Genomic DNA, 25,973 nt, shown 5'->3' with positions numbered 1-25,973 from the left:
GATCATGGAACAAATAATAAAGCGAAATCTAAGCAACCTTAAAAAAGTACTTTACATCAATGCCCTGTTTTCAGCTTCCAGTGGTCTTATATTCATCCTTTTTTATCAATTTTTAAGCCAGTTCATAGGTTTGGAGCAGCCTCTGATATTGTTGTTCATTGGGGCAGGACTGATTTTATTTGCCCTAAACATTGTATTTCAGGCGAGCAAAGAACAGCCTGATTTGAAACAGGTAAAAGGAATAATTATTCAGGATTGGTTATGGGTAATTGGAAGTTTTATCCTAATAATTTTTCCACCATTCCCCATTACAAAAATGGGCTATTTCCTCATAATTAATGTGGCTGTGATTGTTAGTGTTCTGGCTTTTTTGCAGGGTAGGTTTTTGAGGAGCTTGTGATAATTTAATTTTTTATGGGGATGAGAACGATGCAAAAGCAGAGTTTCTCCGGAACCCTGCTTTTAATATCAATCAATCACTCCAGACCCAACTAACTCTTCATCATCATACCAGGCGGCAAACTGCCCTGGAGTGATGCCCATTTGAGGGTTTTTGAAAATGATGTATAAACCATCTTCTTCCCTATACAGAGTAGATGCTTCCAGATCCTGTCTGTACCGGATTCGGGTTAAAAATGAAGCGGATTGCCCCGGTTTTAATGCCTTATCCGGTCTCACCCAGTGGATATCTTTGTTTTTAATGTAAAGGCCATTTCTGTAAAGTCCGGGATGGTTTTTCCCCTGTCCGGTATAAATGATGTTTTCCTTTACATCCGTTCCAATCACAAACAAAGGCTCCGGTGTTCCGCCCACATTCATGCCTTTGCGCTGACCAATAGTAAAATAATGCGCACCCTGATGTTCTCCCACTTCTTTTCCATCCGTAGCCGTATATTCGAAGGGAGCAGAAACAGTTTTCAATGCTTCTGAATTTATGGTTTGCTCAAAATTTACCACAGGTCTGTTGAAGTTTTCAGCATCGGCTGGCACCTCCAGAATTTTACCTTTTTTAGGCTTCAATTGCTGTTGCAAAAATTCAGGTAAACGCACTTTACCCACAAAACACAATCCTTGTGAATCCTTCTTTTCAGCAGTTACCAAATCCAGTTCTTTGGCAATTTTTCGTACTTCCGGTTTAGTCAATTCGCCAATGGGGAACATGGCTTTTGCCAGCTGTTCTTGTGACAGTTGACAAAGGAAATAACTCTGGTCCTTATTGTTATCTTTTCCGGCAAGTAGCTTGTGTACTTCCTTTCCGTTTTCTACAATAGTTTCTTTGCGGCAATAATGCCCGGTGGCTACATAATCCGCCCCTAATTTCAGCGCTGTTTCCAAGAATACATCAAACTTAATTTCCCGGTTACACAACACATCCGGGTTTGGGGTCCTGCCAGCTTCATATTCCCCAAACATATAATCCACAATCCTTTCTTTATATTCCTTGCTCAGGTCAATAGTTTGGAATGGAATCCCCAACTTTTCCGCCACAATCAAGGCGTCATTACTGTCTTCTATCCATGGGCATTCCTCACTGATAATCACCGATTCATCATGCCAGTTACGCATAAAAAGCGCAATCACTTCATGACCCTGTTCGATTAACAAATGTGCCGCCACACTCGAATCTACTCCTCCGGAAAGCCCAATAATTACTCTAGCCATTTTATTAAATTATCATTTTTTATGCAAAGATAGGAAATTGGGAAAAGGTTCCATATTTTAATATTTGGGGGAGGGAATCTTTTTGATTTTACCAAATCACCGGGTTTACAAAACCCTGCATTTATTGCTTTTTATAATATCAAGGATGAATTTGCAAAATTCGTCCAGCGGTTGGGGAGAATATTTAGATATAATATTTAATGTTAAAATACCGAATTCGCTCTCTTTGGGAATATTGAAATATGGAATAAAATGAGGAAGGAAAAATTGTAATTGCAATTAAGTTTCCAATAGCAAATACATTGGTTAATTTAAAAAGAAAGTCCCAAATGAAAAGCCAAATGCCAATAGTTCCAAAAATAGATATAAATAAGGCTAACAAATTGACAATCTTGTTGCCTTCAGCTTTAATATCATTTACATGATAATTCTCTTTACTGTGACAATTTTCACAAATCAATTCTATTGCATCTCCTTGATCTTTAGCGAGTTTAAATCTATCCGAAGCAAATGAAAAAAAGTTGATTTCCTTTCTGCATTTTTTACATTTAGTGTACAGTTGTAGCATACTAATTGATTTTTGATTTAAGCCAGGTTCTTTTTTTTGAATCAAAAATTGGTTTAGATAGAATGTGCCAAACCACCGGGTTTACAAAACCCTGCATTTATTGCTTTCTATAATATCAAGGACGAATTTGCAAAATTCGTCCAGTAGCTAAAATTTAATTTTTTTCATCATCCTTGTTTTCAACGAGGATGCCTGAGAATTGCGTTTGTAACGCAAATTAATCCAGCTTCAATTCTACTAAAACTGCCCATTTTCCTTCACAGGGGCTTTTGAGATTGATTTCTCCCTGGCCTTCTACAAAAATTGGCTGATCCCATTTGGCATTCAGAATATCCAGCCAAGAGATTTTTACTTTTCCATAAAAATCCCCAATATCAATTTTTACTTCTCCGCAGCCTGGATAGTAAATCGCATAAGCTTTTCCGGGAATACCCAGGCAGTAAGCCTCATTTTCTGTACGGTCTTTCAGCAAATCATTGAGAGGTTTGGACTGATGGAAAGTAAATGCTTTTTCTAATAACCGCACACTTTTGATATTAACTTCGGCAAGTTTTTCAAGTCCCAGCCCTGCGGGAGGGCGGTGGAACCTGACGGCTGCCTGCCCTGCAAAGATATTTCTCCAGAATCGTTCCGGCCCATCGTAAATTCCTCCATAGGTTTCATCATTCAGTTCGCCTCCATATACTTTTATGGAGGTCATGGGCATGGGCTTTCCTTCTTTTATCAGTTTATTCCTGAAATTCAGTGTGGTTGCATAATGTACTTCCCCTGTCTGGATATTGTTTTGGGAAAGTTCTGCAAAATCATAAGTCTCCTGGCTTTCTATAAAGGTGCTGTAGGGAATGGAATTGGTATTTGGATGAGTTTCCGACATGGGCTTTTTCGTATGGCTCACTTCTCCATCTGAAGAGTCCCAGTTGTCTGGCATGTCCGTAATCAAAATCTCTTTTCCCTTTTCCCTGGCTGTTTTCCTGATATAACCCGACCAATACTTTCCCCACTCCAAACTTGCATTTGATTCGTGATTAATACAATACAATATATGGTTATAATTGAGGGAATAGGAAAGTAGCTTGTCTACATAAAGCTGCTGAAATTCCAGCACTTTCAGGTTATTATTTAATGCAGGGACAGTTTCGAAAAAAGCCTGTGTTTTTTGGTTGGGCAGGTAATCTACGGTGGCTGGTAATCCGGAATCTTCCACTGCATAGTTGCTATTACTCATCGGATGAAAAGGGTTCTTTTTCCAGGCATTATTAGCTTTATAAAAATCCCAGGGGTCCCAAATTTCCACCTGTACCACTATTTCGAGTTCAGCAGTCATTTTTAAAAACTTGTCGAACCTGCTCCAGTAATTTTCCCTGAATTGGGTAAGGTCATATAAGGAATTTGCCTGTTGTTCATGTGGCCATGGATTACCGAAGTCACGGCTGCTCATGGTGCATCTTACATAATTTCCACCATAGCTTTTCAGCAATTCCAGTTGGGCAGAAAATAAATCAACCTGAAACAAATTATCCTCATTACTGGCTCCTAGCAACAAAACTGAAGAATCATTGAATGTAAAATAAAATGGATTTTCTGAGTTGATTTTAATCCCGGAAGCTTCAGGTTTGGAAATCTCTTTTTCATTTTGGCTCGTGTTACTGGAATCAACACAAGCTAAAAGCAAGAGGAAAAGAATTAAAGGGAAATATTTGATATGAACGTTTGTGGTCATGCCTGATTAAAGGGGTTCATGGGAATGAAACTTATTTTCCCATGAGCATTTTAAAATGTTCTTCCTTAAAATCTAAAAGGGAATTTAAACGAATGTCTGCCACATCAAACCTGGACAGATGACTGAATTCCTTTTCTGGTATGGAAACTGTTTTCATCCGTGCTGCCATGGCCGATACCAGGCCGGCAAATGAATCTTCAAAAGCCACCGTATCGACTGGCAATACACCCAGTTGTTTGGCTGCATTGATGTAAACAGCGGGGTGAGGTTTGCCATATTCTTCTTTTTCAGCTGAGTGAACCACTTCAAAATAATTGGTGATATCCAGGGCCTTCAGCATGGCGTTTATTATTCTTAAATGAGATGAGGAAGCCAGTCCGATTTTAAAATCCTTAGCCTTAAAAAATTCCAGAATGTATTGAACTCCTTCTTTGGGTTTAGCATCTTTTTCAATCAATTGAATAAAATTATCGTGGATGCTGTCTTCTACTTCCTTGAAAGTTTTATTTTCCCAGGGATGCTCTTTGTACCATTTTACCACCACTTCGTCTATTCGCAAACCAATAGTTTGCATACACAATTCGTGCGTTAAGTTTAAGCCAACTTCTGCAAATGCAGCAATTTCAGCTTCTCTCCAAAATGGCTCAGAATCTACCAAAAGCCCATCCATATCGAATATTACTCCTTTAATCATCTTATTTAAAAATTTGGTTAAACTTAAACCTTTTTGTGGTGTTCTTAAAATTGTTCTAACTTTCAGGGCGAAGATATAAATGAATTGGCAAACCAGAAAGCCAAATAATTAGGCAAGGTATAGCCATAAAAAGTTTTAAATTAAATGGAATTTGGAAAACTTCAGGATATAAGTCAGGTGGATTTTACGCTTCCTCCTGATCCATTGGGTACACAACAAATTTTGGAAAAACTTGACAAACAGGAGTGTGAAATTCTAATTGGATGCCCTGCCTGGTCGTGTAAGGAATGGGTCGGGAAGATTTACCCAAAAGGCACAAAGCCCAGAGATTTTTTAAGTCAGTATACCAATAGTTTCTCTACCATTGAGTTAAACACCACCTACTACAGCACTCCTAAAAGAGAAGTGATTGAGCGCTGGGCCGAAGTAACCCCTGATTATTTCAGGTTTTGCCCAAAAATTTCCAGTCAGATTAGCCATTATCGAAGGCTATCCAATTGTAATTTGCTTATTCAGGAATTTTGTGATGCTTTCCTGCCCTTGGGGGAAAAGCTTGGTTCCATGTTTTTACAATTGCCACCCAATTTTACCATTAATGAAGCTGAAAAACTGATCAATTTTATTGAAAATTTTCCTTTGGGCTATCAAATGGCAGTGGAATTCCGGCACGAGTCCTGGTTTAGAGAAAATGATGAATTTGATGCTGTTTGTAAGGTGCTGGAATCCAGGGGTTTTCTCACTGTGATTACGGATGTGGCAGGAAGGAGAGATGTGCTTCACCAGCGATTAACCACTGGAAATGTAATGTTGCGTTTTGTGGGAAATAGCCTTCATGACACGGATTATACACGAATAGGCTACTGGGTGGAGAAACTAAAAAACTGGATTGACCAGGGTGTTTCTCAGGTTTATTTTTTTGTGCATGAACCTGAAGATGTGCTTTGCCCTGAATTGGCAAATTTTCTGGTAAAAGAATTAAAGGCTAAAGCTTTGGAAACGCCTGTTTCCCCAAGGTTTTTAAATACAGGAATTCAGGGTTCATTATTTTAATAATTTGGATATGATTTTTAGAGAATATCAGGAGGAAGACCTTAAAGCAGTAACACAACTTTTTTACGATACTATTCATCATATAAACATTCGCGATTATTCTGAAGAACAGGTAAATGCCTGGGCCCCAAAGGAATTTGATTTGGAAAAATGGGATGCCAGAATGAATAATTCATATTCAGTATTGGCTTTTGAAGGTGAAAAACTGGCAGGTTTTGGCACTTTAGTGGCTCACTCTCTTGTTGACTTTTTGTATGTGCATAAGGATTTCCAGGGTAGGGGAGTTGGCAGAATTATTTATGAAAAACTGGAAAAGGAAGCATTGGATTTTGGCTCAATAATGCTTTCAACTGAAGCCAGTATTACTGCCAGACCTTTTTTTGAAAAAATGGGATTTAAAATGGAGGAAAAGCAAACTAAACTGGTGAGAGGTGTTGAACTAAATAATTTTCGGATGAAGAAAATAATACCTACCTGAAATTTGAAATCTTAGTTTAATTCATGGCAAAAAAATATATTTAGGGAAAATTAAAGTATTTAACCCAACTGAAATGAGAAAATATTTTTTAATACTCGCATTCTTAATTCCCGGATTTGTAAATGTGGCTTTTGCCCAGGAAAAGGATTACATAAATCTGATGAAATCGGTATTACAAACAGAAAGAAAATCAATTATTGGTGAGGTGTTAGAATTAACAGAAGATGAAGCTTCTAATTTTTGGCCATTATATGATGAGTATGAGGCTAATTTGAATCTTACCTACGAACAAAATTACAAACTGGTGCAGGAGTTTGCCAATAATTATAACAACATGACGGAAGAGAAATCGGAGGAACTTATAGGTAAATTTTTTGATGTAGATATTGAGATTTTAAAAATCAGGAAGTCCTATATTAAGAAATTCTCTAAGGTTATTCCTGCCACCAAGGTGGCAAAATTTTATCAGGCTGAAAATAAAATAAAAGCTCTGGTAGATTATGAACTAGCCAAATCAATTCCATTTCTGGAATAGCTTCCTGATTCACTTGATTTGTTGAATTAGAATTACCCTTTTTGGAATTGAAACTTTAGACAATCCCTAAAGCCATTGAGAAAAGGGAGATAGAAACTTATTTAATAATAAATTTTATTTTTGCCGCTTGGAACAAAGCGCTTGTAATTCCTGTTCTCGGTTCCAAATAAATATTATAACTACAAAATCATAATTATTTAATAATGAGTTTTATTAAAAATCTATTTGGGGGTAACGAATCTGATTCAACGAATAAGAATATAGGGATTAATTGGAATTTATTAGAAAGTGATCCGGTGTTGGATGAGATTATCGAAAAATCGAAATCAAAACCAATTATCATATTTAAGCACAGCACAAGATGTTCAATTAGTTCTATGGCAAAAAGCCGGTTGGAAAGAAGTTGGGATATTGATCAGGACCAGGCTGAAATTTATTACCTCGATTTGATAACCTACAGAAGCATTTCCAATAAAATTGCTGATCAGTTTGGAGTAATGCACCAATCTCCTCAGGTTCTGGTGATTAAAAATGGTAAATCAGTTTACGATACTTCCCACAATAGTATTTCTGTTCAGGACATCAGGAATCATTTGAATTGATTTGTATATAAATTTTTAAAGAAAAATAGGCTTTTAATAAGCCTATTTTTCTTTAAGCCATTTTAAGGCATCCTCCTCACTTTTGAAATACTTGGTTTCGAAATTAAGGCCTTGTTGTTCTTCCATGGTTTGTTCAACAGAAACCTGTGCGAAAATTTCCTCACTCATAATAAAAGCAGCTTTTTGTACTCCTAAATTTAGGTGGGATTTGTTTATGTGGTCATCGGTCCATCTTTGCATTTCAGGGCTAATTGTAAATCCAAATTCTCTGATATTGATCAGTTGCATCTTTGGCCGGTATTTTTCCACAAATATTTTAAGATTCAACAACTCCTTTTGATACTCTTCATCCTCCATATCGATACTTTCCTTCTTCCAGGAGTTAGTCAGAATTCCATATTGCTGATCTAAATGAATTTCCTGGTATTTATTATCATATAATTTCATTCCCATTAGTGTTATCTTTAAATTATTTAGGTGTCCAGAGTTTTAGTGTTAGAGGGATAAAAATGCGTAGTAGGAAGATTTGAATAATTTTGTGAAAACTTAATCTGTAATTTAATAGAAACAATATCTAAATTTTGATAAGAAGGACATATGGAAATTTATTGGTAAATAAAAAGCTGATTCTTTAAAATATTTTGAGTAGTAGTAAAAAGTCCAACTCAAGTTTGGAAGAATAACCTAGGACTATACCTGTTGTTATTTCCAGTTTTTTTAAAGGAAATAATTTTTTCTTAAATTTTCATACTTTCAATATAAAAAAATCAACAGAATAAAACAATTTCGATCTTGAATTAAAAAGTTGGGTATTGTAGGGGATAATTGGATTTTCCACAGATTTAGGTAAGGTTAATTGTGCTACAAAAAAATTTACTTTTTTTACCAGCTTTCCTTTCCCCACTTAGGCATCAATTTGTTTAACGGTAAATCTGCCTGTTGCCCTCATTATTTGGTCTGAAATGAATATGGATTTCTATTTAAAAAAATGGAAGGACAAAAAGTTTATTTCAAGGGTTAAAAAATGACAGAACTTTGAAATTCTTACCTAGGAAAGAAATTCCCTGCAAAAAAAAATCCCTTCAATTTTGAAGAGATTTGGGTGCTTCATGTGAGTAATAACTTACAGCCACTTATTGGATGATTTCCATTTGTGGACTCAGACTTCTTTCCTTTAATTTATCGGCTTTTTTACTAATTGGAGTGAGGTGGAAATTTCTTGTGATTTTTCCAAAAATTGAGGAAATACAATTAGAAAGAATATAATATAAAGGCAGAATAAATAGCAGTAATAAACAAAATAACACAATTACGATCATCATTTTCAAATTTACCTACAGTGCTGATTTTATAGTAAAGTACTATAAATCAGTGTTTTGTAGTTGGGTTAGAGTTTGTTTAGCTAATAATATTAGCTTGTTAGTATCTCATTATCTCCACATATATAATAAGTGATTAGTACAAGTAGAACCAGGATAATGATTATTTATAATCTATAAATATGTATTTTTTTTGCGGGATTACCAAGATTTAAGTTGTTAATTAATCTTACAGAACCAGGGAAAACAGAACCCCAGCTATTTTATATCGTTTAAACAATTAGTTGAGATTTTTGTTCGTTTTTTCTTGAAATCTTACATCAGAAAAGCTCAATTCTTAATAAATTATATAAAGTAGGATGGTTTAAAACATGTTAACAAGAAAATTACTATATTTAACTTTCTTGATCATAACTTACATTCGATTTAAATATCATAACGAAAAAAATAAAGACAATTAATTATGCTAACCTTTCAAAAATTTAGCAATCTTTCAACCGAGAACAAGCTAAAATACCTTTCAGAAAATGGAGTTTTATTGTGTAGCAGAACCTATGCGAAAACAAAGGTTTCTTTGTATTCAATAGGGAAGTTCTACGCAGAGGTTTGGTTTAATCGCAATACAGATGATATTAGCAATGTACTGCCGTTTACCACAACCAAATGTTTAAAAGTTTATTTAGATATGATTGATATCTCAGACGTATATAATGTGAGATAAAATTACTTGTCTGAATTATTATTAAGTTATAGTTTTACCACACCTGGCTGTCTTAATAATTAGAAGATATAATAATTGAAATCAAAAGATATAAATTAAAACCCCGGATGGCTCCGGGGTTTTTTAATTTTTTTTCACTTGACGGAAAGGGGAGGGAATGTTTTACTCAAGTGTAAAGGAGATGAGATTGAATCTTGAAGATTCAGTTTTTTAGAGAAATTTCTCTTAATAATTTGCTTGGGAAGTCAGGTAGAACTGACCAACTAAAACTTAAACAGCCGTTACTTTTTCTAAATCCTCGATTAGTTTCTTTGAAACTTGTCTGGAATTTTTCTTCTTATATGACTTCAAAATGGTGAGTGCCTGAGCCCCTACTTCTATTAAACCTTCAGGGTTTTTGTCATTATTATAACTACCAATGCACCACTCCAGTTTTGAGGTAATATCATTATTTTTTTCTGCGTCTAGTTTCTGTAACTTGGCCTGAGCCTCTCTACAAACTTTTTCTAATTTTCCATTAGTTGCAACATCATTCATGCTTGAAAAAATTTAAATTGAATAACTAGTTTAATCGAAAAGTGATTGTTTACACAAATCTAATGAAAACATGTAGAATGTTAAATTAATTAATAATTTGGTTATGGTTTTGTAAAAAAAACTTAAAAAATTACGAGAAATTCTAGAAATTTTACAATTCTGAATCCAAATTATAATAGTAAATACGTATCGAACCTTCGATTTGAAAAGGCTATCCTTATTTTTTTGCTCTGAAGAAAACTACATTCAAAAGTTAATTTACCCTCAATTCTAAAAAATCTGATCCCAAAAACATGATCTGATAAAGGATAATATGATATGATTTACCCCGAAAATTAAATCATAAATCAATAGTAATTTCGTATACTTAATAAGTAGAAGTTATACTTAGTATTGGAAATTATAAATATAACTACTAAATTGGCCGCAAAGAAATAAAAACGTATGAGTGCAAAGATTATATCGTTCGCTACGCAAAAAGGTGGTTCGGGAAAAAGTACAATGCTAATGCTTACCGCAGCAGCATTTCACAACCGAACAGGTAAAAAAGTACTGGTAATTGATTGTGATCCTCAGAAATCTGTAAAGGATATTTACAAGGCTGAAAACCAAGAGTCAGGGAACAATTCCTATGATGTAATTTCATATAACTGGAATCAGCCCAAACCTGAAGTAAATTTTCAAAAGACGCTGGCTATAGCCGAGAAGAAATTTGATTTAATTTTTCTGGATGCCCCGGGAAAAGTTGAAGGCAAGGAAGTTTACTTTAGTATATTAATTTCTGATATTGTGGTGGTTCCCCTAGTGGCAAGTGCCCTGGATATTAAAGCTACAATTAGATTTTTGAGGACAATACCAGTTGTAAAAGAAGTAAAAGAAAAGCAGGGTTTTTCACTGGAAGTTTTTGGGGTAATTAATAAAAAAGACAATACGGTGGAGCACCAAAGGTTAGTGGAACTGGCAGGAATTGGAGGTTTACAACTTTTCGATTCATCGCTTTCCAATCTAGTAAGATATAAAAGAGGTATTTCTACTATCCACGATATCACACATCCCGATCTAAGGGAGGATGAATTTAATACCTACTTTGAAGAATTCCGCAGAAAATGTAAAGTTTAAAATTATGGAAAAAAAGAGTAAGGCTGAATTGATTTTTGGTACCCTTCTGGATGGTGAAACCACAGATCTGGGGCAGGTAGCTAAAAAGGAGAAAATGCTCAATTTTAAAAATCTTGACGTTGACTCTATCCGACCTAAAAAAAAGGCAATTGAATATTCCTCTGTGAAAATCAGGGTGGATTTGTATGAAAAAATTAAAGCAGTTGCAAAGAAGCAGGGTGTTAATCAACCTGGTAAATTTATTAGTCTGATTCTGGAATCCTTTCTGGCTCAGGCAGATAAAAAATAAGTAGATTTTTTAACTACTAAATAAAGTAAAGAAACTCCCGGATAATTCAACCCAGAGTCGCTATTCCTTTACTTATTTCCCTTATCCGAAAACTGTAAAAAAACTCAGGCCTGTTTCTTTTATTTTTAAGAAACAGGCTTTTTTATTTCTGCTCCCCGATTGTTTATTAAAGCAAATATAAATTCTTCTTTTGATTGTCATTTCACTCAATTGATTTTCAGTTTATCAATTCTCTGAAAAATACTTTAGCATAGTTGGATAAATAATCCACTTCTTCCCGGAAAGTGTAGAAAATTTCTACAGTTTGAGTAACCATTCGCCAATCTGGTTCAGAATTATTATCAATTTATTTGATAGAGGAGTAGGTTAAGTATTTGAATATTAGGTTGGTATGTTTTTTTGCCTTCTGTGGCATGCATTTTTTATAGGAATAGATACTGGTAGTTTATAATTTGATTAAATCAGTATTTTAAATCTTGAAAAATGAAAAGAATTGTACTCATTTCACTGATTTTATTCAGTTTGTTTTCATGCAAAAATAAAGAACTGGAACAGGAAATTGCGTCTCTAAAGGAAATTAATAAAGAGCTTACCAATTCCAATTTCGAACAGGATTCTGCTATCACTAATTTTATGGAGTCCTTTAACGAGATCAGTCAGAACCTTGCGGAAATCAGACAAAAGGAAACAAGTATTGAATTAAGCTCGGAAAATAAATCTGGAGATGTAAAAGCGCTTATTAATGAGGATTTGCAGATTATTAACGATTTAATGGCTCAAAACCGGGCAAAGATTGAAGAACTGGATAAGCAATTAAAAGGATCGTATTATACAAATTCCAAATTGAAAAAGGCCATGGAAAAGCTAAAAGAGGACTTCATGGCACAAATTGAAGCTAAAGATGGTGAAATTACCGTATTAAAAGCCGATTTGGAAAAAATGAATTTTACGATTGAGGAATTGAATTCAAATATTACTTCTTTATCGGAAGTGAGTTCTCAAAAGGACGAGATTATATCTGAGAAGGAAGGGATAATAACCGAGCAAACAGAAAAGTTGCATACTGCTTTCTATGCGCTTGGAAATACCAAAGAACTGGTAGAAAAAGAAATTGTGGCTAAAGAAGGAGGCTTCATTGGCATAGGGAAATCCTTGAATCTCAATAGTAATATTAATGAGGCTCAGTTTAATAAAATTGATATAACCGAAACACTAGATATACCTTTAGAGGGCAAAAAAGCCGAACTAATTACCTCTCATCCGGAAGGAAGTTACAAGATTGAGGGTTCTGACAAAAAGGTTTCAAAATTAGTCATTCTCGATCCTGAAAAATTCTGGAATTCTTCCAAATACCTGGTAGTAATGGTTGATTGACTCTAATTTTTTAATTTAATTCTACGATAAACATTAAGAAAATTGATTCTGGTGATTGCAAGTAAGCCAGTGTCAAACAAAAAAACATTTAAGATTAAGCTCCATACAGACAACCAGCGATTAAAAGAGCCGAGATTTAATATCTCGGCTTCTTTTTTTTTAATATCTATGGTTACATTTGATGAAATTTTGTCTGTTTTTGCTAACTTGAAACTAATTTTTGAGAGGTTGAATCAGGAGTTTGCTAATTTGCAATAATGGGTCAGGCCAGGCAAATAAGGCACAAGGGATGTTGACCAGTAATTTTGCTTCCTGTTGGATAGGGGAGAAGAGTTACTCAGAAGATAATTAGCCTTTGTTGGAGCTTAAAATTAATCTAAATGTTAAAGATATTAATTGTAGATGATGACCCTACCTTTGGGTTAATGCTGAAGAAGTTTTTGAATAAAAATAATTTTGAAGCTAAGGAGGTTTTATTAGGCAAATCCTGCCTGGAGGAAATTAAGTCGGTAAAGTACGATGTTATTTTGATCGATTTTAGGCTTCCGGATATGACTGGAATTGACCTTTTAAAGGAAATTAAAGCCAAAGACCCGCATCAACCGGTCATCTTAATGACTTCCTATGCAAATATCAGGACAGCAATAAAAGCCATACAAATGGGGGCTTATGAGTATTTGACTAAGCCGGTAAATCCTGATGAAATGTTATTGACTATCCGGGATGCTCTGGCAGATAAATCTAAATCCAATACAGTTACTGAGAATGCCCAAAAGGTAGCTCAAAACAAACCTGCTGCAGCTTCAAAGTCTGGAAATTTCCAGTTTATTCAGGGGAAAAGTACTCATGCCGCTGAAATTCAGAAATATATCGATTTAGTAGCGCCTACCAACCTTTCAGTAATTATTGAAGGAGAAAGTGGTACTGGGAAGGAATATGTTTCCCGAATGATTCATCAAAAAAGTGAAAGAGCAGATAAACCCTTCCAGGCGATTGATTGCGGGGCATTGTCAGAAGAATTGGCGGGAAGTGAACTATTTGGGCACCTGAAAGGAGCCTTCACAGGAGCCTTACAAGATAAAATCGGCCAATTCCAGGCTGCTAATGGAGGAACCTTATTTCTTGATGAAATAGGGAATTTGACTTATGAAATCCAGGTAAAATTATTGAGGGCTATCCAGGAGGGGATTGTAAGGAAAATAGGTAGCAATAAGGATGAAAAAGTGGATGTGAGGATAATTGCTGCCACAAATGAAGATTTGGCCAAAGCTGCTAGGCAGGGGAGTTTTAGGGAAGACCTTTACCATAGATTGAATGAATTTAAAATAACTGTACCTGCGCTCAGGTCCAGGGATCAGGATATTGCCCTTTTTGCCAATCATTTTCTTATGCTTTCAAATTCTGAATTAAACAAAGAGGTGAAGGGTTTTTCCAAGGAAGTTCTAAGTAAAATCCATGATTATTCCTGGCCGGGAAATTTAAGGGAGATGAAAAATGTCATTAGACGGGCAGTGTTGTTAACTACTGCGGAGGAGGTGCAACTCGAAGCCCTACCCTCAGAAATTGTCTCTCCCAATTTGGAGAACCAATTGGGTAGTACTGAAACGGCAAAAGCTGTCTCAGCTCCAGTGCAAAGCGAAACGGACCTGAAGGAAGTGCTTGGTAAAAATGAAAAGGAAGTAATTCTAAAAACCCTGGAAAAGGTAAGATACAACAAATCCAAAGCCGCCCGCTTATTGAATATTGATAGGAAAACACTTTATAATAAATTAAAGCTATATGGCATTGAGGCTTGATTTGAGATAAGAGCATGTTTGAATTTTATGTATTTCGCTGCAAATGCCCATTATAGGAATCTCATTTCAAAATTTAATATTAAACAAGTACTAAGAAAAAAAGCCCGATTCAGGGCTTTTTATTTTTTTGATTTATCGTAAGCTGCAATGATATTTTTTACCAATCGGTGCCTGATTACATCTTTTCCCGAAAGCTTGATAATACTGATTCCTTCCACTCCATCTAAAACTTTTACTGCCTCTACCAGCCCTGAAGACATGTTCCTGGGTAAATCTACCTGAGAAATATCTCCTGTAATAATCATCTTGGATTCAGGCCCCATTCTGGTGAGGAACATTTTCATTTGCATGGTAGTCGTATTTTGCGCTTCATCCAGCAGAATAAAGGCATTGTTTAACGTTCTCCCACGCATATAGGCAAGCGGTGCAATTTCTATTACATTGTGCTCCAAATAATACTTTAATTTTTCGGAAGGAATCATATCGTATAACGCATCATAAATTGGACGTAGATATGGGTCGATTTTTTCCTTTAAATCTCCGGGAAGAAAACCTAAATTTTCTCCAGCCTCTACAGCAGGACGGGTGATGATCAGTTTTTTTACCACCTTATTTTTAAGCGCCTTTACCGCCAGGGCTACAGCTATGTAAGTCTTCCCAGTTCCCGCAGGACCAATCGCAAAGATTAAATCATTTTTCCTTGAGGAAGCAACCAGTTTACTCTGGTTTTCAGTTTTTGGCCTGATAGCCAGTCCTTTAGCACCATAAATAAGGGTGTCTTCCTGTAGTAATAAACTGAAGTCCCTGCCTTCTTTTTCCACATAATTCAATACATTATCAGTGGTAACTTTACCAAATTTTTTATAATGTTCGATTAAGTCGTTGAAAGTACTATTTATTTTAAGGATTTCAGGATTTGAACCTTGTATTCTGATCTCATTACCCCTCGAAATGATTTTACTTTTGGGAAAAGCGGAGGAAATTTCTTTAAGGTTAATATTATCTACACCTAAAAAATCAACAAGTGAGATATTTTCTAATTTTATTACTTTTTCTACCAAATGAATACTTTTAAATAAAACGGAATTGATTAACAAATACGCTCATGAAGTAGGTGATCGTGTTTGATAATCAGCTAATTATAAAATTGTTTGTTAAATGAAATTTCTAAATAAATTCAAGTAACCAAATTTATGCATTTTTTAAATTAAAAAAATGGAAAGTTAAAATTTATTACAAAACCAAATTCCAATTACAAAACAAATTCCAACCGGCAAATTGCCTCGAAATGCTTAAAAACTAAATCTGGCCATAAGCTGTGCTCTTTGTGCATGTCCTGTCGCTCCATCTTTATTTTTTCTCCTTCCCCAAACTATTTCCGCTCCACATTGCAGGTTTGGCAAAATCTGAATAAAGGTATTGACACTGGAATATCCGCTGGATTTATAACTGCTTTCAGGTTGATCTTCCGTGTTTTTTATATGGTTGCCCCCAACAATTAGGGTGGAATAGACTCTTGGATTCCAATTGTATTCATAGGCTACAAAACCCCCTCTGGTTGGCAGGGCTGTTAAATTGCCTTCCTGATCGGGGATTGCATCCAGGCCCCTTCCACTCAGGCCGGTAATAAATCTGGCAATTCCTTTACCCCAAATGCCCTGAAAAAGCAAACGGGAGTAATCATTTAATTTTAATGTTCCGCTAATCAAAGCTCCCAAACCAGTTTCTACTTTTTCTGTTTGGTTAATATTTTTGTATGAAATCGTTCTGAAAACCCCCGCAACCTGCCAGTGGCCCTTATCCGTATCGAATTTTATTCTCCCGGAAAAGTCAAAGTTTCGTTGTCTTGATTCGGCCCGGACGGTATCAAAAGGATTGGTTACGTCAGTTAATGGACTTTCTGCAGATAATCCAAATTCATATTTGCCCTCAATTTTCCTTTCGTATTTGATCAGACCATGTCTTGTCCAGACCGCACTGTTTGGCCCTTCATTATCAACCACAGATGGCATGGATTCCAAATCAGTAAAATTTGTCCAGGTATGGCCGATAGTGAGGTACCCCAGTTTTCCATAAGCATGCCTTAACCGGAAATTCAGGCCAGGTCCATCTCCGGCAAAATCGCCCTCAATAAAAGTTAAAATCCGGCCATATTTGGTATTGGCACTTGATTCAATGTTGAATCTGGATTGTCTGGCACCCATATATAATCCCTGTAATTCCTGGTTTAAAGCCTCATCGACCGGGATTTCAAAAGGAAGAAAGCCTTCTGTATTTTTCATTCCGTTGAAATCATAAAAGGTATTGGTTTTTACATAACCTCTGATATCTATTCTGTATTTAGCTGCCTGAGCATCCTGAGGGTGAACCTGAAATTCCACGACTTTTGTAGTATCAATTTTTATTTCTTTAGGTTCTTCCTCCTCTTCCGGTGGACTTGGAGGCTCTATTACCAGTCCGGTTTCCGATAAAGCGAAAGAAATAGTATCTAGTCCTGTTTCATTCTTCGTGGTTCGGAATTCCCAGAAATATTTTTGATTGGGGTGAATTAACTCAATGCCATAAATGGGCATATTTCCGGGTATGGAAGCCACATAATTTAATTCCCCGGGGAAAATCAATATTTCAACCTTCTCCTTTGGAAAGAAATCATAGATACTTTCATTTAATTTTAGATAAAGTCTTTTGTTGGAAGAATTGTAAATCTGAAGGTCCGCCTGGACATTTTTTAGTGAATCTTCAAATTCTCCTTTTTTAAAACTATATCTTGGAATCACATCTAATATCTCAAAATGTGAGGAATAAACATAGCCTTCCTGGTTAGTAGCCACATCCAACACATGGAAAAAATTTTCGGTTGGTTCTTCTGAAAAAACAAACATTTTTTTCCCTTTTGGTAGTACTTCAATGATCTCAAAGGAGGTACTAGGACCTTTTCTGAAATTTAACCGACTTGTAGTTTGACCTACAAATGATTGAGAAATCACCTGAGTGGTAAGAAAAAAACAGAAAAAAACAGAAAGGTATAGGCTTTTCATATTTTGAAATTTTGGGTTTCCACAAAAATTGTGATGGATTGTTGAATTACAAAAAATCAGGATTGGATGCAAAAAAAAGTCTGTTTAACAGGTCAAGGAATCTTTATTCCTGATTTTTAATGAAATTGTGAAAGGAATTTTTTGGGTTTAAGAAAGTAAATAATTCCTTGTTTTCAATGGTGTTGTAAAATACTTAATAAGGATCCATTTTGAACAAAGCATGTGACCTGAGGAGTAAGGTTCGTCTATTACTTGCAAATCAGTAACTTAAATGGTCTTTTTAGAGTATAAAAGGCTTTAATAGAGGCTGAATAGCACAATAAAAGACCATTATTATCTTTCAAAGGATAGTAATTTTATAAGATTATTACCAAGCACCCAAAAAACAGAATAATGCCATTAATTTATTGGATCCTTTTCAATGCTTTCGTTCTGGTAATGCTTTTACTGGATTTGTTTGTATTCAATAGAAAGAAAAAAGAAGTAAAAGTAAAAGATGCCCTGCTTTGGAGTGGATTCTGGATAGCACTGGCACTGGCATTCAATGCTTTAATTTATTTCTGGAAAGGGCAGACCATGGCCCTTGAATTTCTCACCGGCTACCTTATTGAAAAATCCTTAAGCGTGGATAACCTATTTGTGTTTTTGGTCATCTTTTCCTATTTCAATATTCCGGGTAAATACCAGCACAAAGTGCTTTTTTGGGGAGTGTTGGGTGCCTTGATTTCCAGGGCGGTATTCATATTTGCAGGGGTCAAACTGATTGAACAATTTCATTTCACACTATATCTGTTAGGCGGGTTTTTGGTGTTTGCAGGGCTAAAATTAATGTTTCAAAAAGAAAAAGAATTTGAACCTGAAAAAAGCATTGCCATAAAACTAATTCGAATGGTTTTTCCTATTACCAATGAACTGCACGAAGATAAATTCTTTGTAAGGCTTAATAATGTACTTCATGCGACTCCACTTTTTGTGGTAGTTTTCTTAATTGAAACCACTGATGTAATTTTTGCGATGGATTCTATTCCGGCAATTTTAGCCGTTTCGAAGGATCCTTTCATTGTGTTTACCTCTAATATTTTTGCCATTTTAGGATTAAGATCCTTGTATTTTGCTTTATCCGGTATAATGAATTTGTTTCATTATTTAAAATATGGTCTGGCTACTATTTTGGCATTTATTGGTACAAAAATTTTAATTGCAGATTATTACCATATGCCGGTATTAGTGGCTTTGGGTGTTGTTGGCGGTATTCTTATCCTGTCAGTATTGGTTTCGGTTCTTTTTCCACAAAAGGCTGAACAAATAGAGATTGATTTAAATGATGGAAATAGCACACTTCCCGATGATGAAAATAAAGCTGCTTAAAAACAAATAAGATAACCCTGATTCAATAAAATCAGGGTTTTTTTATGCCTGCAAACTAAATGGATTTCCCAATTTGTGTGAGAAAGTAGTTGGACAGAAATAACAACCTTTTAATTTGCCTCAACTGCCTGATATTGAGGTAAAGTTTCTCCAAATTAAAAAAGTACAGGTAATTAAAGTTGAGAGAATAAAATCCGCTTTTACTCGCCATTTTTTGCCCAGAATGATAAGTTTTTGATCCGAATTGCAGCGGTACGCAGGGCAAAAAAAGCGGACGGCCAGTCCAAGGATTGGGTTATTAGGACAAGTAAAAAATAAAAAAATATTTTTTTTCTTTACTAAGCAATTCTGAACTAAAGAATCCTGTGAGGTTGTTAATAATGCTGTGATGACTAAGCTAAAAATTACTAACCTTTTCAAAAAACACAGACTGAAATTATTGGGTTTGATGTTTATCGTCCTAATACCCGAATTAATCAGTAGTTGTTTGCAATTTAGAATGAGTGAAGAAAAACTTAAGAAGTATTTTCAAGCCAAATCCATAGAACCAGAAATAAACCAATATGAAGCTTTAGGGAGAACTGTTAATTATGTTTCAATAGGACCTGATACACTACCAATGGTGTTGTTTGTTCATGGTGCTCCGGGTTCCCTTGACGCATTTATAGATTATATTTCAAATGATTCTCTTGCTTCAAAAGCAAGGTTGGTTTCGGTAGACCGGCCAGGGTATGGTCATTCAGGTTTTGGTGATCACGAAACCTCAATTGAAAGGCAGGCTGCTATGATCCAGCCTATATTAGAAACCAATAAATCAGGGAAACCTGCTATCCTGGTGGGCCATTCGTATGGTGGGCCTATTGTGGCCAGGATGGCAATAGACTTTCCGGATCAGGTTGGCGCTTTGGTAATGGCAGCTCCGGCAATTGATCCTGAGCATGAAAAGATATTCTGGATTTCATATCCTGCTGATTGGTTTGTGTTTAGATGGATGGTTCCTGCTACATTAAGGGTCTCCAATTACGAGAAACTTTCCCATGTGGAGGAGTTAAAAAAGATGCTTCCCTTATGGAAAAGAATAAAGGTTCCCACGATTCATATTCATGGGGAAAAAGATGGTCTTGTCCCTTTTGAAAATGCTGCTTTTGCAAAAAAAATGATCACCAATGCGTCTTTAGAAATGGTTACCAGAAAAAATATGGGCCATCTCATCCCTTGGAAAAACCCAGATTTAATTTACAATGCGATCTATAATTGTCTGGAAAAAGTTGACAAGATGAACGCAATGGAAAAATCTACTCAGGATATGAATTAAGATTAAAGAATTGATGGAACTTTGGAACAATCTTTTAGATAATTTGCCTTAAAAAATTTACTTTAATATGCCTTTACTCGTATATTTAAATTGAATAAGTGCTTATTTAATACTTACTTTTACCGATCTTAACAGGAAAGGGAAAAATTTGTGCTGTTGACTAATCGAAAAAATTAAATGGATAAGAATTTTACGATACTTTATGTAGATGATGAGCAGCAAAACCTCATTTCATTTAAAGCTGCATTCCGAAGAGAATTTAAAATTCTGACGGCAATTAGTGGAAATGAAGCCATGGAGATATTAAAGGAAAATGTCGTCCATTTAATCATTACCGATCAGAGAATGCCTGAAATGACAGGAGTCCAATTTCTTGAAAAAGTGGTGCCTATTTATCCTGATGCCATTCGGATGATTCTAACAGGTTTTAGCGATATAGAAGCTATTATTGATGCGATAAACAAAGGCAAGGTATTTAGGTATATTTCCAAACCCTGGGATGAGAATGAGCTCCGAATGACTATAGAAAATGCCAAAACACTTTATTTCCTTCAAAAGAAAAACAAGCAGTTGGTGGAGGAACTTCAGCACAAAGTAAATGAGCAGGAACGAACCCTGAAGTTGTTCATGAAATTTGTTCCGGAACAGGTGGTCCAAAAAGCCTTGAATGATACAGAAAACTCAATATTTGAGGGAGAAGTCAGGAATATATCAGTCCTTTTTTGTGACATAAGAGGGTTTACCAGTATGAGTGAGGAAATGCAACCAAAACATGTAGTCTCGTTTCTAAATTCATATTATGCGATGATGACTGAGGTAGTTAAAAAGCATAATGGAGTGGTAAATCAATTTGTTGGAGATGAAATATTCGCAGGGTTTGGAGCCCCGGTGGCCTATCCAAATAATGAAGAGAATGCGGTTTTTTGTGCTTTGGAAATGCTGGAAAAACTAAATGAAATAAATGAGGCACATCGTGAATATTTAAAAATACCTGTAAGTGTTGGTATAGGAATCAATTCAGGAGAGGTGGTGGCTGGAAACCTGGGGTCGGAAGATAAAATTGAATATTCTGTTACGGGAGATACTGTAAATACAGGGAAGAGAATTGAAATGCTTACCAAAGAGCTCCCTAATTCTATTTTAATGAGTGAAAGTGTATTTAAAAAAGTGGGTCATTTATTTGAAACCAAAGCCTGGGAACCAGTAGCTGTAAAAGGCAAAAAAGAGAAGATTTTGGTTTATGAGGTGTTGGGGAAGAAGTAGAAGGTTTTGAAGATCCTGAGAATCCAGACATTATAATGAAAAAGTTTGAAATTGAATTTCTGGACCATGTGGCTATTCGAGTTAAAGATGTAGAGGCTTCTGCGAAATGGTACGAAAAAGTGCTGGGTTTAAAAAAATATCAATTACCTGAGTGGGGAGATTTTCCCATTTTTATGCTGGCCAATAAATCGGGTGTTGCTTTGTTTCCCGCCAATTTAAATGATGAAAAAGCTGATCCTTTCTCCAGAAATATTAAAATTGATCACTTTGCTTTTAATGTTACGCTACAAAACTTTGAACAGGCAAAAAAGAGGTACAAGGAACTGGGATTGAATTTTAATGTCCAGGACCATCATTATTTCCACTCTATTTATACCAAAGATCCGGATGGGCATACCGTAGAATTGACTACATTGGTAGTGGATGCAAATTCCTTTTACCAATAAAAAAATGGATACCCGACAAAACAGGATAGTTGGGTTCAAAATTATTCTTATTTTAATCGCTAGAATGCGATTATATTTTTATTACCCTGATTAAGCGCCAACAATCAGTGTATTTTATTCTTGGAATAATTAAGGTTTTTTGATAAAAGCCTTCAACTACTCTGCTTTTTCTGGAAAGTAAGATGCTAATCGCATTAGTACTAAATATGAAATATAGAAAACTATGCGAAACACTATTCTTACAATCATTCTCTTTATTATATTTTCCCCTTTCTTAAAATCACAGTCTACCTGGCCCTTTGAATATACAGGCGATGAATTTACTGATGAGGCCCTGCTTGATTTAAGGTATTTAAATGAATCGGTAGCTGGGGAAAACGGCTTTATCCAATTGTCTGCTGATGGTAAATCATTTGTTACTGAAAATGGAAAGCCAATTCGTTTTTGGGCAATTGGGGGTGGAGTACTTGCCAAAGATTTCTCCGATCAGGAATTGGCAGATTATGCCCGGTTTCTGGCGAAAATGGGCGTAAACCTGATCAGGTTTCATGGGGGAATTCATCCGAAAAAATCAAGTCAGGATATTACTGAAGTAGACACTGATGAAATTGATGCCATATGGAAACTTGTGGCCGCTATGAAAAAGGAAGGGATTTATACTGCTATTAGTCCCTTTTGGGCTGGTAAGGTGGATCATATTCCTGCTTCCTGGGATCTGGGGGATTATAATGGGGAAACGAAACCCTGGGAGGTGATGTATTTTGAGGAAAACTTGAAAGAAGCCTATAAAAAATGGGTGGAGGTTTTGTACACGGAAGAAAATCCTTATACCGGAATTCCACTTAAAGATGAACCGGCTGTGGCGCTAATCCAAACCAAAAATGAAGATGGTGTTTTCTTCTGGACCATTTCCAATGTAAAACCTTCCTTACAATTAAAAATAGAAACCTCTTTTTATACCTGGATTGAAGAAAAATACGGAGATCTCACAAAAGCATATGAAGCCTGGGATGGAGAAACCATGGACACCGATAATGCGGATGAAAAAAGAGTAGGGATTTACCATATTTGGGATGCTACTCAACCTCAGTCTGGTGGAAAAGCCAAACGCCTTGCAGATCAGATTCAGTTTTTTGCCGAAATACAACGGGATTTCTATACGGAAATTTATGATCATTACAGAGCTTTGGGCTGCAAACAACTTATTAATGGTAATAACTGGAAAACAGCCGATCCTACCTTGCTTTTTGATGCTGAAAGATATACAAATGCCACCAGTGAGGTAATGGCTGTCAATAGATATTATGCTCCACAGCATGTGGGGGAAAATAGTGGATGGAGAATAGATCCAGGCCATCATTATGTGGGCAATTCAGTTTTACATTATCCGCATAAATTGCCAGTGAATATTAAGCAACTGGACGATCGCCCGTTTTTTGTAACGGAAAGTGCCTGGAACCTGCCTCATAAATATCAGGCAGAAGGGCCTTTTTTAATTGCTTCTTATATGTCATTAACCGGAGTGGACGGCTACTTTTGGTTTTCCCCAAGTGCAGGAGCGTATGATGATTATCCTTATTGGGATTTTACAAATTTTCCTGGAGGACAAAAGGCAATGTACCGCTGGACAGTTTCCACTCCTGGGCAAATCGGAATGTTTCCAGCCAATGCATTATTATACAGGCTGGGTTTTTTGAAAGAAGGGGAAGTAGTAGTTCATGAAGAAAGAACACTTTCGTCTATCTGGAATAGGGAAGTTCCCCTGATTAGTGAAAGTAACAGTTTCGACCCTAATAGGGATGAATGGGGTAACTCCGGAAATGAACTGGAAACTGAAATTTCTCCTATTGCTCATCTCACCGGACCAATAGAAGTAAAATATGACGGGAATCCGGAAAACAACAAAATTTCCGAGGAACTGGATAATCTAATCGATTATAAAAACAAAACTGTAAAAAGTATCACAGGTGAGTTGAACTGGAATTATAAAGAAGGTATTGTGACCATGAATGCACCTTCCGCACAGGGAATTTGTGGTTTTATTGGGGAGAAAAAATCCTTTGAACTCAGTGATGTAACCATTGAAACTGAAAATAATTATGCGGCTATAAATGTGGTAGCCATGGATGAAAAGGCTCTTAAAGAATCTGAAAAAATCCTGATTCAAATTGGAACGATTTATCGACCAAGTGGATGGGTGGAAACCAAAACGACCTTTAAAATAGATGAAAATGAAGTGGAAGGTTTTCGAATTGATAACACTGGGAAAATGCCCTGGAGAGCACAGAATACAGAAGTAACCATTACTATTAAAAATCCAAAAATTAAATCTGCCAGGGTTCTGGATGCTGCCGGTTATGAAGTAAAAGTAATTCCTGTTACCCCAATTGAAGGTGGATTAAATATTCTTTTGCCCAAAGAAGCTATGTACATTATCGTAGATTCGAAGGAAGATCAGGTATTAAGTATTGGGGACGAACAGGGAAGTATAGAACCAGTCTTCCAGATTTATCCCAATCCCTCCAGTGATGGGTTTGAAATCAATTTTTCGGATAACCTTCGCAATGATAAACTTTACCAGATTGAAATTCGGGATACGTATGGAAAAATTGTAATTGAAAAACAATTGTACAAGGGAAAAAATGTAAAATTGGAAAATGCTGCAATTCCTGAAGGAATTTATTTGGTTACTTTAAAATCAGGGAATAAAATAGTTGGGGTAAATAAAATCGCCATTCAAAAATAAAATTCCTTAAATTAAGGATTTGAAAATAATTTATGGTTTTTGAAGAAGGAGTATTGTTTATAATTAAATAAACGTTAGTTTTACGTTTATTAATTATCGTATAATTTCTTATGACCATTACTAAAGCATTTGAAGAGCAGTTTGGAGAATTGCCTCAGTTACAAATTCAGGCTCCCGGAAGAATTAATCTTATTGGTGAGCATACCGATTATAATGAAGGATTTGTATTACCTGCATCAATTGATAAATACATTTCTTTTGCCATTAATAAAGGTAGCCGGGATGATTTGGCCAGGGTTTATTCCATCGATAAAAAGGAGTTATACGAATTTAAGCTTACCCAATTGGACGCAATTCCTTCTGGTGGCTGGAGAAATTACATCATCGGAGTGGTAGCTGAGATGGAAAAAGCTGGGGCAAAGGTAAAAGGATTTGATTGTGTATTTACCGGGAATCTGCCACAGGGAGCAGGGCTATCTTCATCTGCTGCCCTTGAATGTGGATTAAGTTACGGACTAAATGAAATTTTTGCTCTTGGTCTTTCTCGCCTGGAACTGGTAAAATGTTCTCAAAAAGCAGAGCATAATTATGTAGGTGTAAAGTGCGGAATTATGGATCAGTTTACCAGCATGATGGGACAGGAGAACAAGGTAATCCGGCTCGATTGTCGTTCTCTGGATTATGAGTATTTTCCGTTGGAATTAGGAGATTTCACCATTGTGTTGTGCAATACCAATATCGCTCATGAATTGGCTTCCTCTGAGTATAATGTAAGAAGGGCGCAATGTGAAGAGGGGGTAGCATTATTACAAAAATATTATCCCGAAATTAAATCTTTGCGAGATGTGGATATCAATATGCTTCAGGCTCATAAAAGTGAAATGGAGGATGTAATTTACAGACGATGTAAATATATTGTGGAGGAAAACTTAAGAGTTTTAGCTTTTTGTGATGCGCTGAACAATGCAGATTTTGAAAGTGCCGGGGCACTGCTTTATCAGGCACATGAGGGTATGAGAACAGAATATGAAATCAGTTGTAAAGAACTGGATTTTTTGGTTGAATTTACTAAAGATAAAGATTTTGTTGTGGGGAGTAGATTAATGGGGGGAGGTTTTGGTGGATGCACCATTAACCTGGTAAAACAAAAAGACACCGCACAATTTATTGAGGAAATTAGCAAAGTTTATTTAAAAGAGTTTGATATTCAGTTGGGTTGCTACCATGTAAATATTGGTAGTGGAGTAAAAAGTGTTACAGATATTGAATATTAAGCTATATGATTTTGACCCTTAACTTATATGCATTAAAAATATCCCCATACAATTCTGGT

At 35.8% G+C, this 25,973-nt stretch carries 24 protein-coding genes; 16 read left to right on the top strand and 8 right to left on the bottom strand.

The features are described from left to right. Nucleotides 1-4: 4 nt before the first annotated feature. Nucleotides 5-400 (top strand): hypothetical protein, encoded by a 396-nt coding sequence (locus tag A3EM_RS0138220; RefSeq protein ID WP_157638291.1) that lies wholly within the window; start codon nt 5-7, stop codon nt 398-400. A 68-nt stretch (nt 401-468) separates the two neighbouring features. Here the strand turns inward: A3EM_RS0138220 and mnmA are convergent, their stop codons facing one another. The 4 genes from mnmA to hxpB form a co-directional block, all read right to left on the bottom strand. Beyond that, the gene (gene mnmA / locus A3EM_RS0138215) at nt 469-1,662 is read right to left on the bottom strand and encodes a tRNA 2-thiouridine(34) synthase MnmA (protein WP_020533518.1); all 1,194 of its coding nucleotides are present in this window, start codon (nt 1,660-1,662) and stop codon (nt 469-471) included. A gap of 184 nt (nt 1,663-1,846) precedes the next feature. Further along, nucleotides 1,847-2,230, bottom strand: coding sequence for a hypothetical protein (locus tag A3EM_RS46760; RefSeq protein ID WP_020533517.1), 384 nt, complete (start codon nt 2,228-2,230; stop codon nt 1,847-1,849). A gap of 217 nt (nt 2,231-2,447) precedes the next feature. Next, on the bottom strand, nt 2,448-3,950 hold the full coding sequence (locus A3EM_RS0138205) for a hypothetical protein (RefSeq protein ID WP_020533515.1): 1,503 nt from the start codon (nt 3,948-3,950) through the stop codon (nt 2,448-2,450). Between the two features lie 31 nt (nt 3,951-3,981). Beyond that, nucleotides 3,982-4,644: a hexitol phosphatase HxpB gene (hxpB, locus tag A3EM_RS0138200; protein WP_020533514.1), complete on the bottom strand. Its 663-nt coding sequence runs from the start codon at nt 4,642-4,644 to the stop codon at nt 3,982-3,984. A gap of 144 nt (nt 4,645-4,788) precedes the next feature. Here hxpB and A3EM_RS0138195 point away from each other — a divergent pair, with 144 nt between their 5' ends. The 4 genes from A3EM_RS0138195 to ytxJ all read left to right on the top strand — a co-directional run bounded on the left by A3EM_RS0138195 (nt 4,789) and on the right by ytxJ (nt 7,309). Beyond that, nucleotides 4,789-5,694 carry a DUF72 domain-containing protein gene (locus A3EM_RS0138195; RefSeq protein WP_020533513.1) on the top strand — a complete coding sequence of 302 codons (906 nt, stop codon included), beginning with the start codon at nt 4,789-4,791 and terminating at the stop codon, nt 5,692-5,694. A 10-nt stretch (nt 5,695-5,704) separates the two neighbouring features. Beyond that, entirely contained in the window at nt 5,705-6,172 is a 468-nt protein-coding gene (locus A3EM_RS0138190; RefSeq protein WP_020533512.1) for a GNAT family N-acetyltransferase, read from the top strand. A 73-nt stretch (nt 6,173-6,245) separates the two neighbouring features. Continuing rightward, the gene (locus A3EM_RS0138185) at nt 6,246-6,707 is read left to right on the top strand and encodes a hypothetical protein (RefSeq protein ID WP_020533511.1); all 462 of its coding nucleotides are present in this window, start codon (nt 6,246-6,248) and stop codon (nt 6,705-6,707) included. Nucleotides 6,708-6,910: 203 nt separating this feature from the next. Next, nucleotides 6,911-7,309, top strand: a complete 399-nt coding sequence (ytxJ, locus tag A3EM_RS0138180; RefSeq protein ID WP_020533510.1) for a bacillithiol system redox-active protein YtxJ — start codon at nt 6,911-6,913, stop codon at nt 7,307-7,309. 42 nt (nt 7,310-7,351) lie between these two features. Here the strand turns inward: ytxJ and A3EM_RS0138175 are convergent, their stop codons facing one another. Then, nucleotides 7,352-7,762 (bottom strand): hypothetical protein, encoded by a 411-nt coding sequence (locus A3EM_RS0138175; protein WP_020533509.1) that lies wholly within the window; start codon nt 7,760-7,762, stop codon nt 7,352-7,354. Nucleotides 7,763-9,091: 1,329 nt separating this feature from the next. Here A3EM_RS0138175 and A3EM_RS48105 point away from each other — a divergent pair. Continuing rightward, nucleotides 9,092-9,349, top strand: coding sequence for a hypothetical protein (locus tag A3EM_RS48105; protein ID WP_020533506.1), 258 nt, complete (start codon nt 9,092-9,094; stop codon nt 9,347-9,349). A gap of 270 nt (nt 9,350-9,619) precedes the next feature. Here the strand turns inward: A3EM_RS48105 and A3EM_RS0138155 are convergent, their stop codons facing one another. After that, nucleotides 9,620-9,886: a hypothetical protein gene (locus tag A3EM_RS0138155; RefSeq protein WP_020533505.1), complete on the bottom strand. Its 267-nt coding sequence runs from the start codon at nt 9,884-9,886 to the stop codon at nt 9,620-9,622. Between the two features lie 444 nt (nt 9,887-10,330). Between A3EM_RS0138155 and A3EM_RS0138150 the strand changes: the two genes are divergently transcribed. The 4 genes from A3EM_RS0138150 (at nt 10,331) to A3EM_RS0138130 (ending at nt 14,464) form a co-directional block, all read left to right on the top strand. Further along, nucleotides 10,331-11,005 (top strand): ParA family protein, encoded by a 675-nt coding sequence (locus tag A3EM_RS0138150; protein WP_020533504.1) that lies wholly within the window; start codon nt 10,331-10,333, stop codon nt 11,003-11,005. Between the two features lie 4 nt (nt 11,006-11,009). Next, entirely contained in the window at nt 11,010-11,294 is a 285-nt protein-coding gene (locus A3EM_RS0138145; RefSeq protein ID WP_157638290.1) for a hypothetical protein, read from the top strand. A 483-nt stretch (nt 11,295-11,777) separates the two neighbouring features. Further along, entirely contained in the window at nt 11,778-12,668 is an 891-nt protein-coding gene (locus A3EM_RS0138140) for a Cbp1 family collagen-binding glycoprotein adhesin (protein WP_020533502.1), read from the top strand. A gap of 380 nt (nt 12,669-13,048) precedes the next feature. Next, nucleotides 13,049-14,464 (top strand): sigma-54-dependent transcriptional regulator, encoded by a 1,416-nt coding sequence (locus A3EM_RS0138130; protein ID WP_020533500.1) that lies wholly within the window; start codon nt 13,049-13,051, stop codon nt 14,462-14,464. Nucleotides 14,465-14,583: 119 nt separating this feature from the next. Here the strand turns inward: A3EM_RS0138130 and A3EM_RS0138120 are convergent, their stop codons facing one another. Then, a complete protein-coding gene (locus tag A3EM_RS0138120) occupies nt 14,584-15,525 on the bottom strand; it encodes a PhoH family protein (protein ID WP_026210842.1) in 942 nt (313 codons plus the stop codon). Nucleotides 15,526-15,756: 231 nt separating this feature from the next. After that, entirely contained in the window at nt 15,757-17,502 is a 1,746-nt protein-coding gene (locus A3EM_RS0138115; RefSeq protein ID WP_020533497.1) for a DcaP family trimeric outer membrane transporter, read from the bottom strand. A 393-nt stretch (nt 17,503-17,895) separates the two neighbouring features. Between A3EM_RS0138115 and A3EM_RS0138110 the strand changes: the two genes are divergently transcribed. From A3EM_RS0138110 to galK, 6 genes are all read left to right on the top strand, one after another. Continuing rightward, nucleotides 17,896-18,870, top strand: coding sequence for a TerC family protein (locus A3EM_RS0138110; protein WP_020533496.1), 975 nt, complete (start codon nt 17,896-17,898; stop codon nt 18,868-18,870). Nucleotides 18,871-19,369: 499 nt separating this feature from the next. Next, nucleotides 19,370-20,185, top strand: a complete 816-nt coding sequence (locus A3EM_RS0138105) for an alpha/beta fold hydrolase (RefSeq protein ID WP_020533495.1) — start codon at nt 19,370-19,372, stop codon at nt 20,183-20,185. A gap of 177 nt (nt 20,186-20,362) precedes the next feature. Then, the gene (locus tag A3EM_RS0138100) at nt 20,363-21,448 is read left to right on the top strand and encodes an adenylate/guanylate cyclase domain-containing protein (RefSeq protein ID WP_020533494.1); all 1,086 of its coding nucleotides are present in this window, start codon (nt 20,363-20,365) and stop codon (nt 21,446-21,448) included. Nucleotides 21,449-21,483: 35 nt separating this feature from the next. Next, a complete protein-coding gene (locus A3EM_RS0138095; protein WP_020533493.1) occupies nt 21,484-21,894 on the top strand; it encodes a VOC family protein in 411 nt (136 codons plus the stop codon). A gap of 223 nt (nt 21,895-22,117) precedes the next feature. Beyond that, nucleotides 22,118-24,640: a T9SS type A sorting domain-containing protein gene (locus tag A3EM_RS45010; protein ID WP_020533492.1), complete on the top strand. Its 2,523-nt coding sequence runs from the start codon at nt 22,118-22,120 to the stop codon at nt 24,638-24,640. A 110-nt stretch (nt 24,641-24,750) separates the two neighbouring features. Further along, on the top strand, nt 24,751-25,914 hold the full coding sequence (gene galK, locus A3EM_RS0138085) for a galactokinase (RefSeq protein WP_020533491.1): 1,164 nt from the start codon (nt 24,751-24,753) through the stop codon (nt 25,912-25,914). Nucleotides 25,915-25,973: the final 59 nt, after the last annotated feature.

This window comes from Flexithrix dorotheae DSM 6795 (assembly GCF_000379765.1).
GTDB classification, from domain to species: domain Bacteria; phylum Bacteroidota; class Bacteroidia; order Cytophagales; family Flammeovirgaceae; genus Flexithrix; species Flexithrix dorotheae.
Note: the sequence above shows the minus strand (reverse complement) of the source record. Positions and strands in the feature narration are given on the sequence as shown.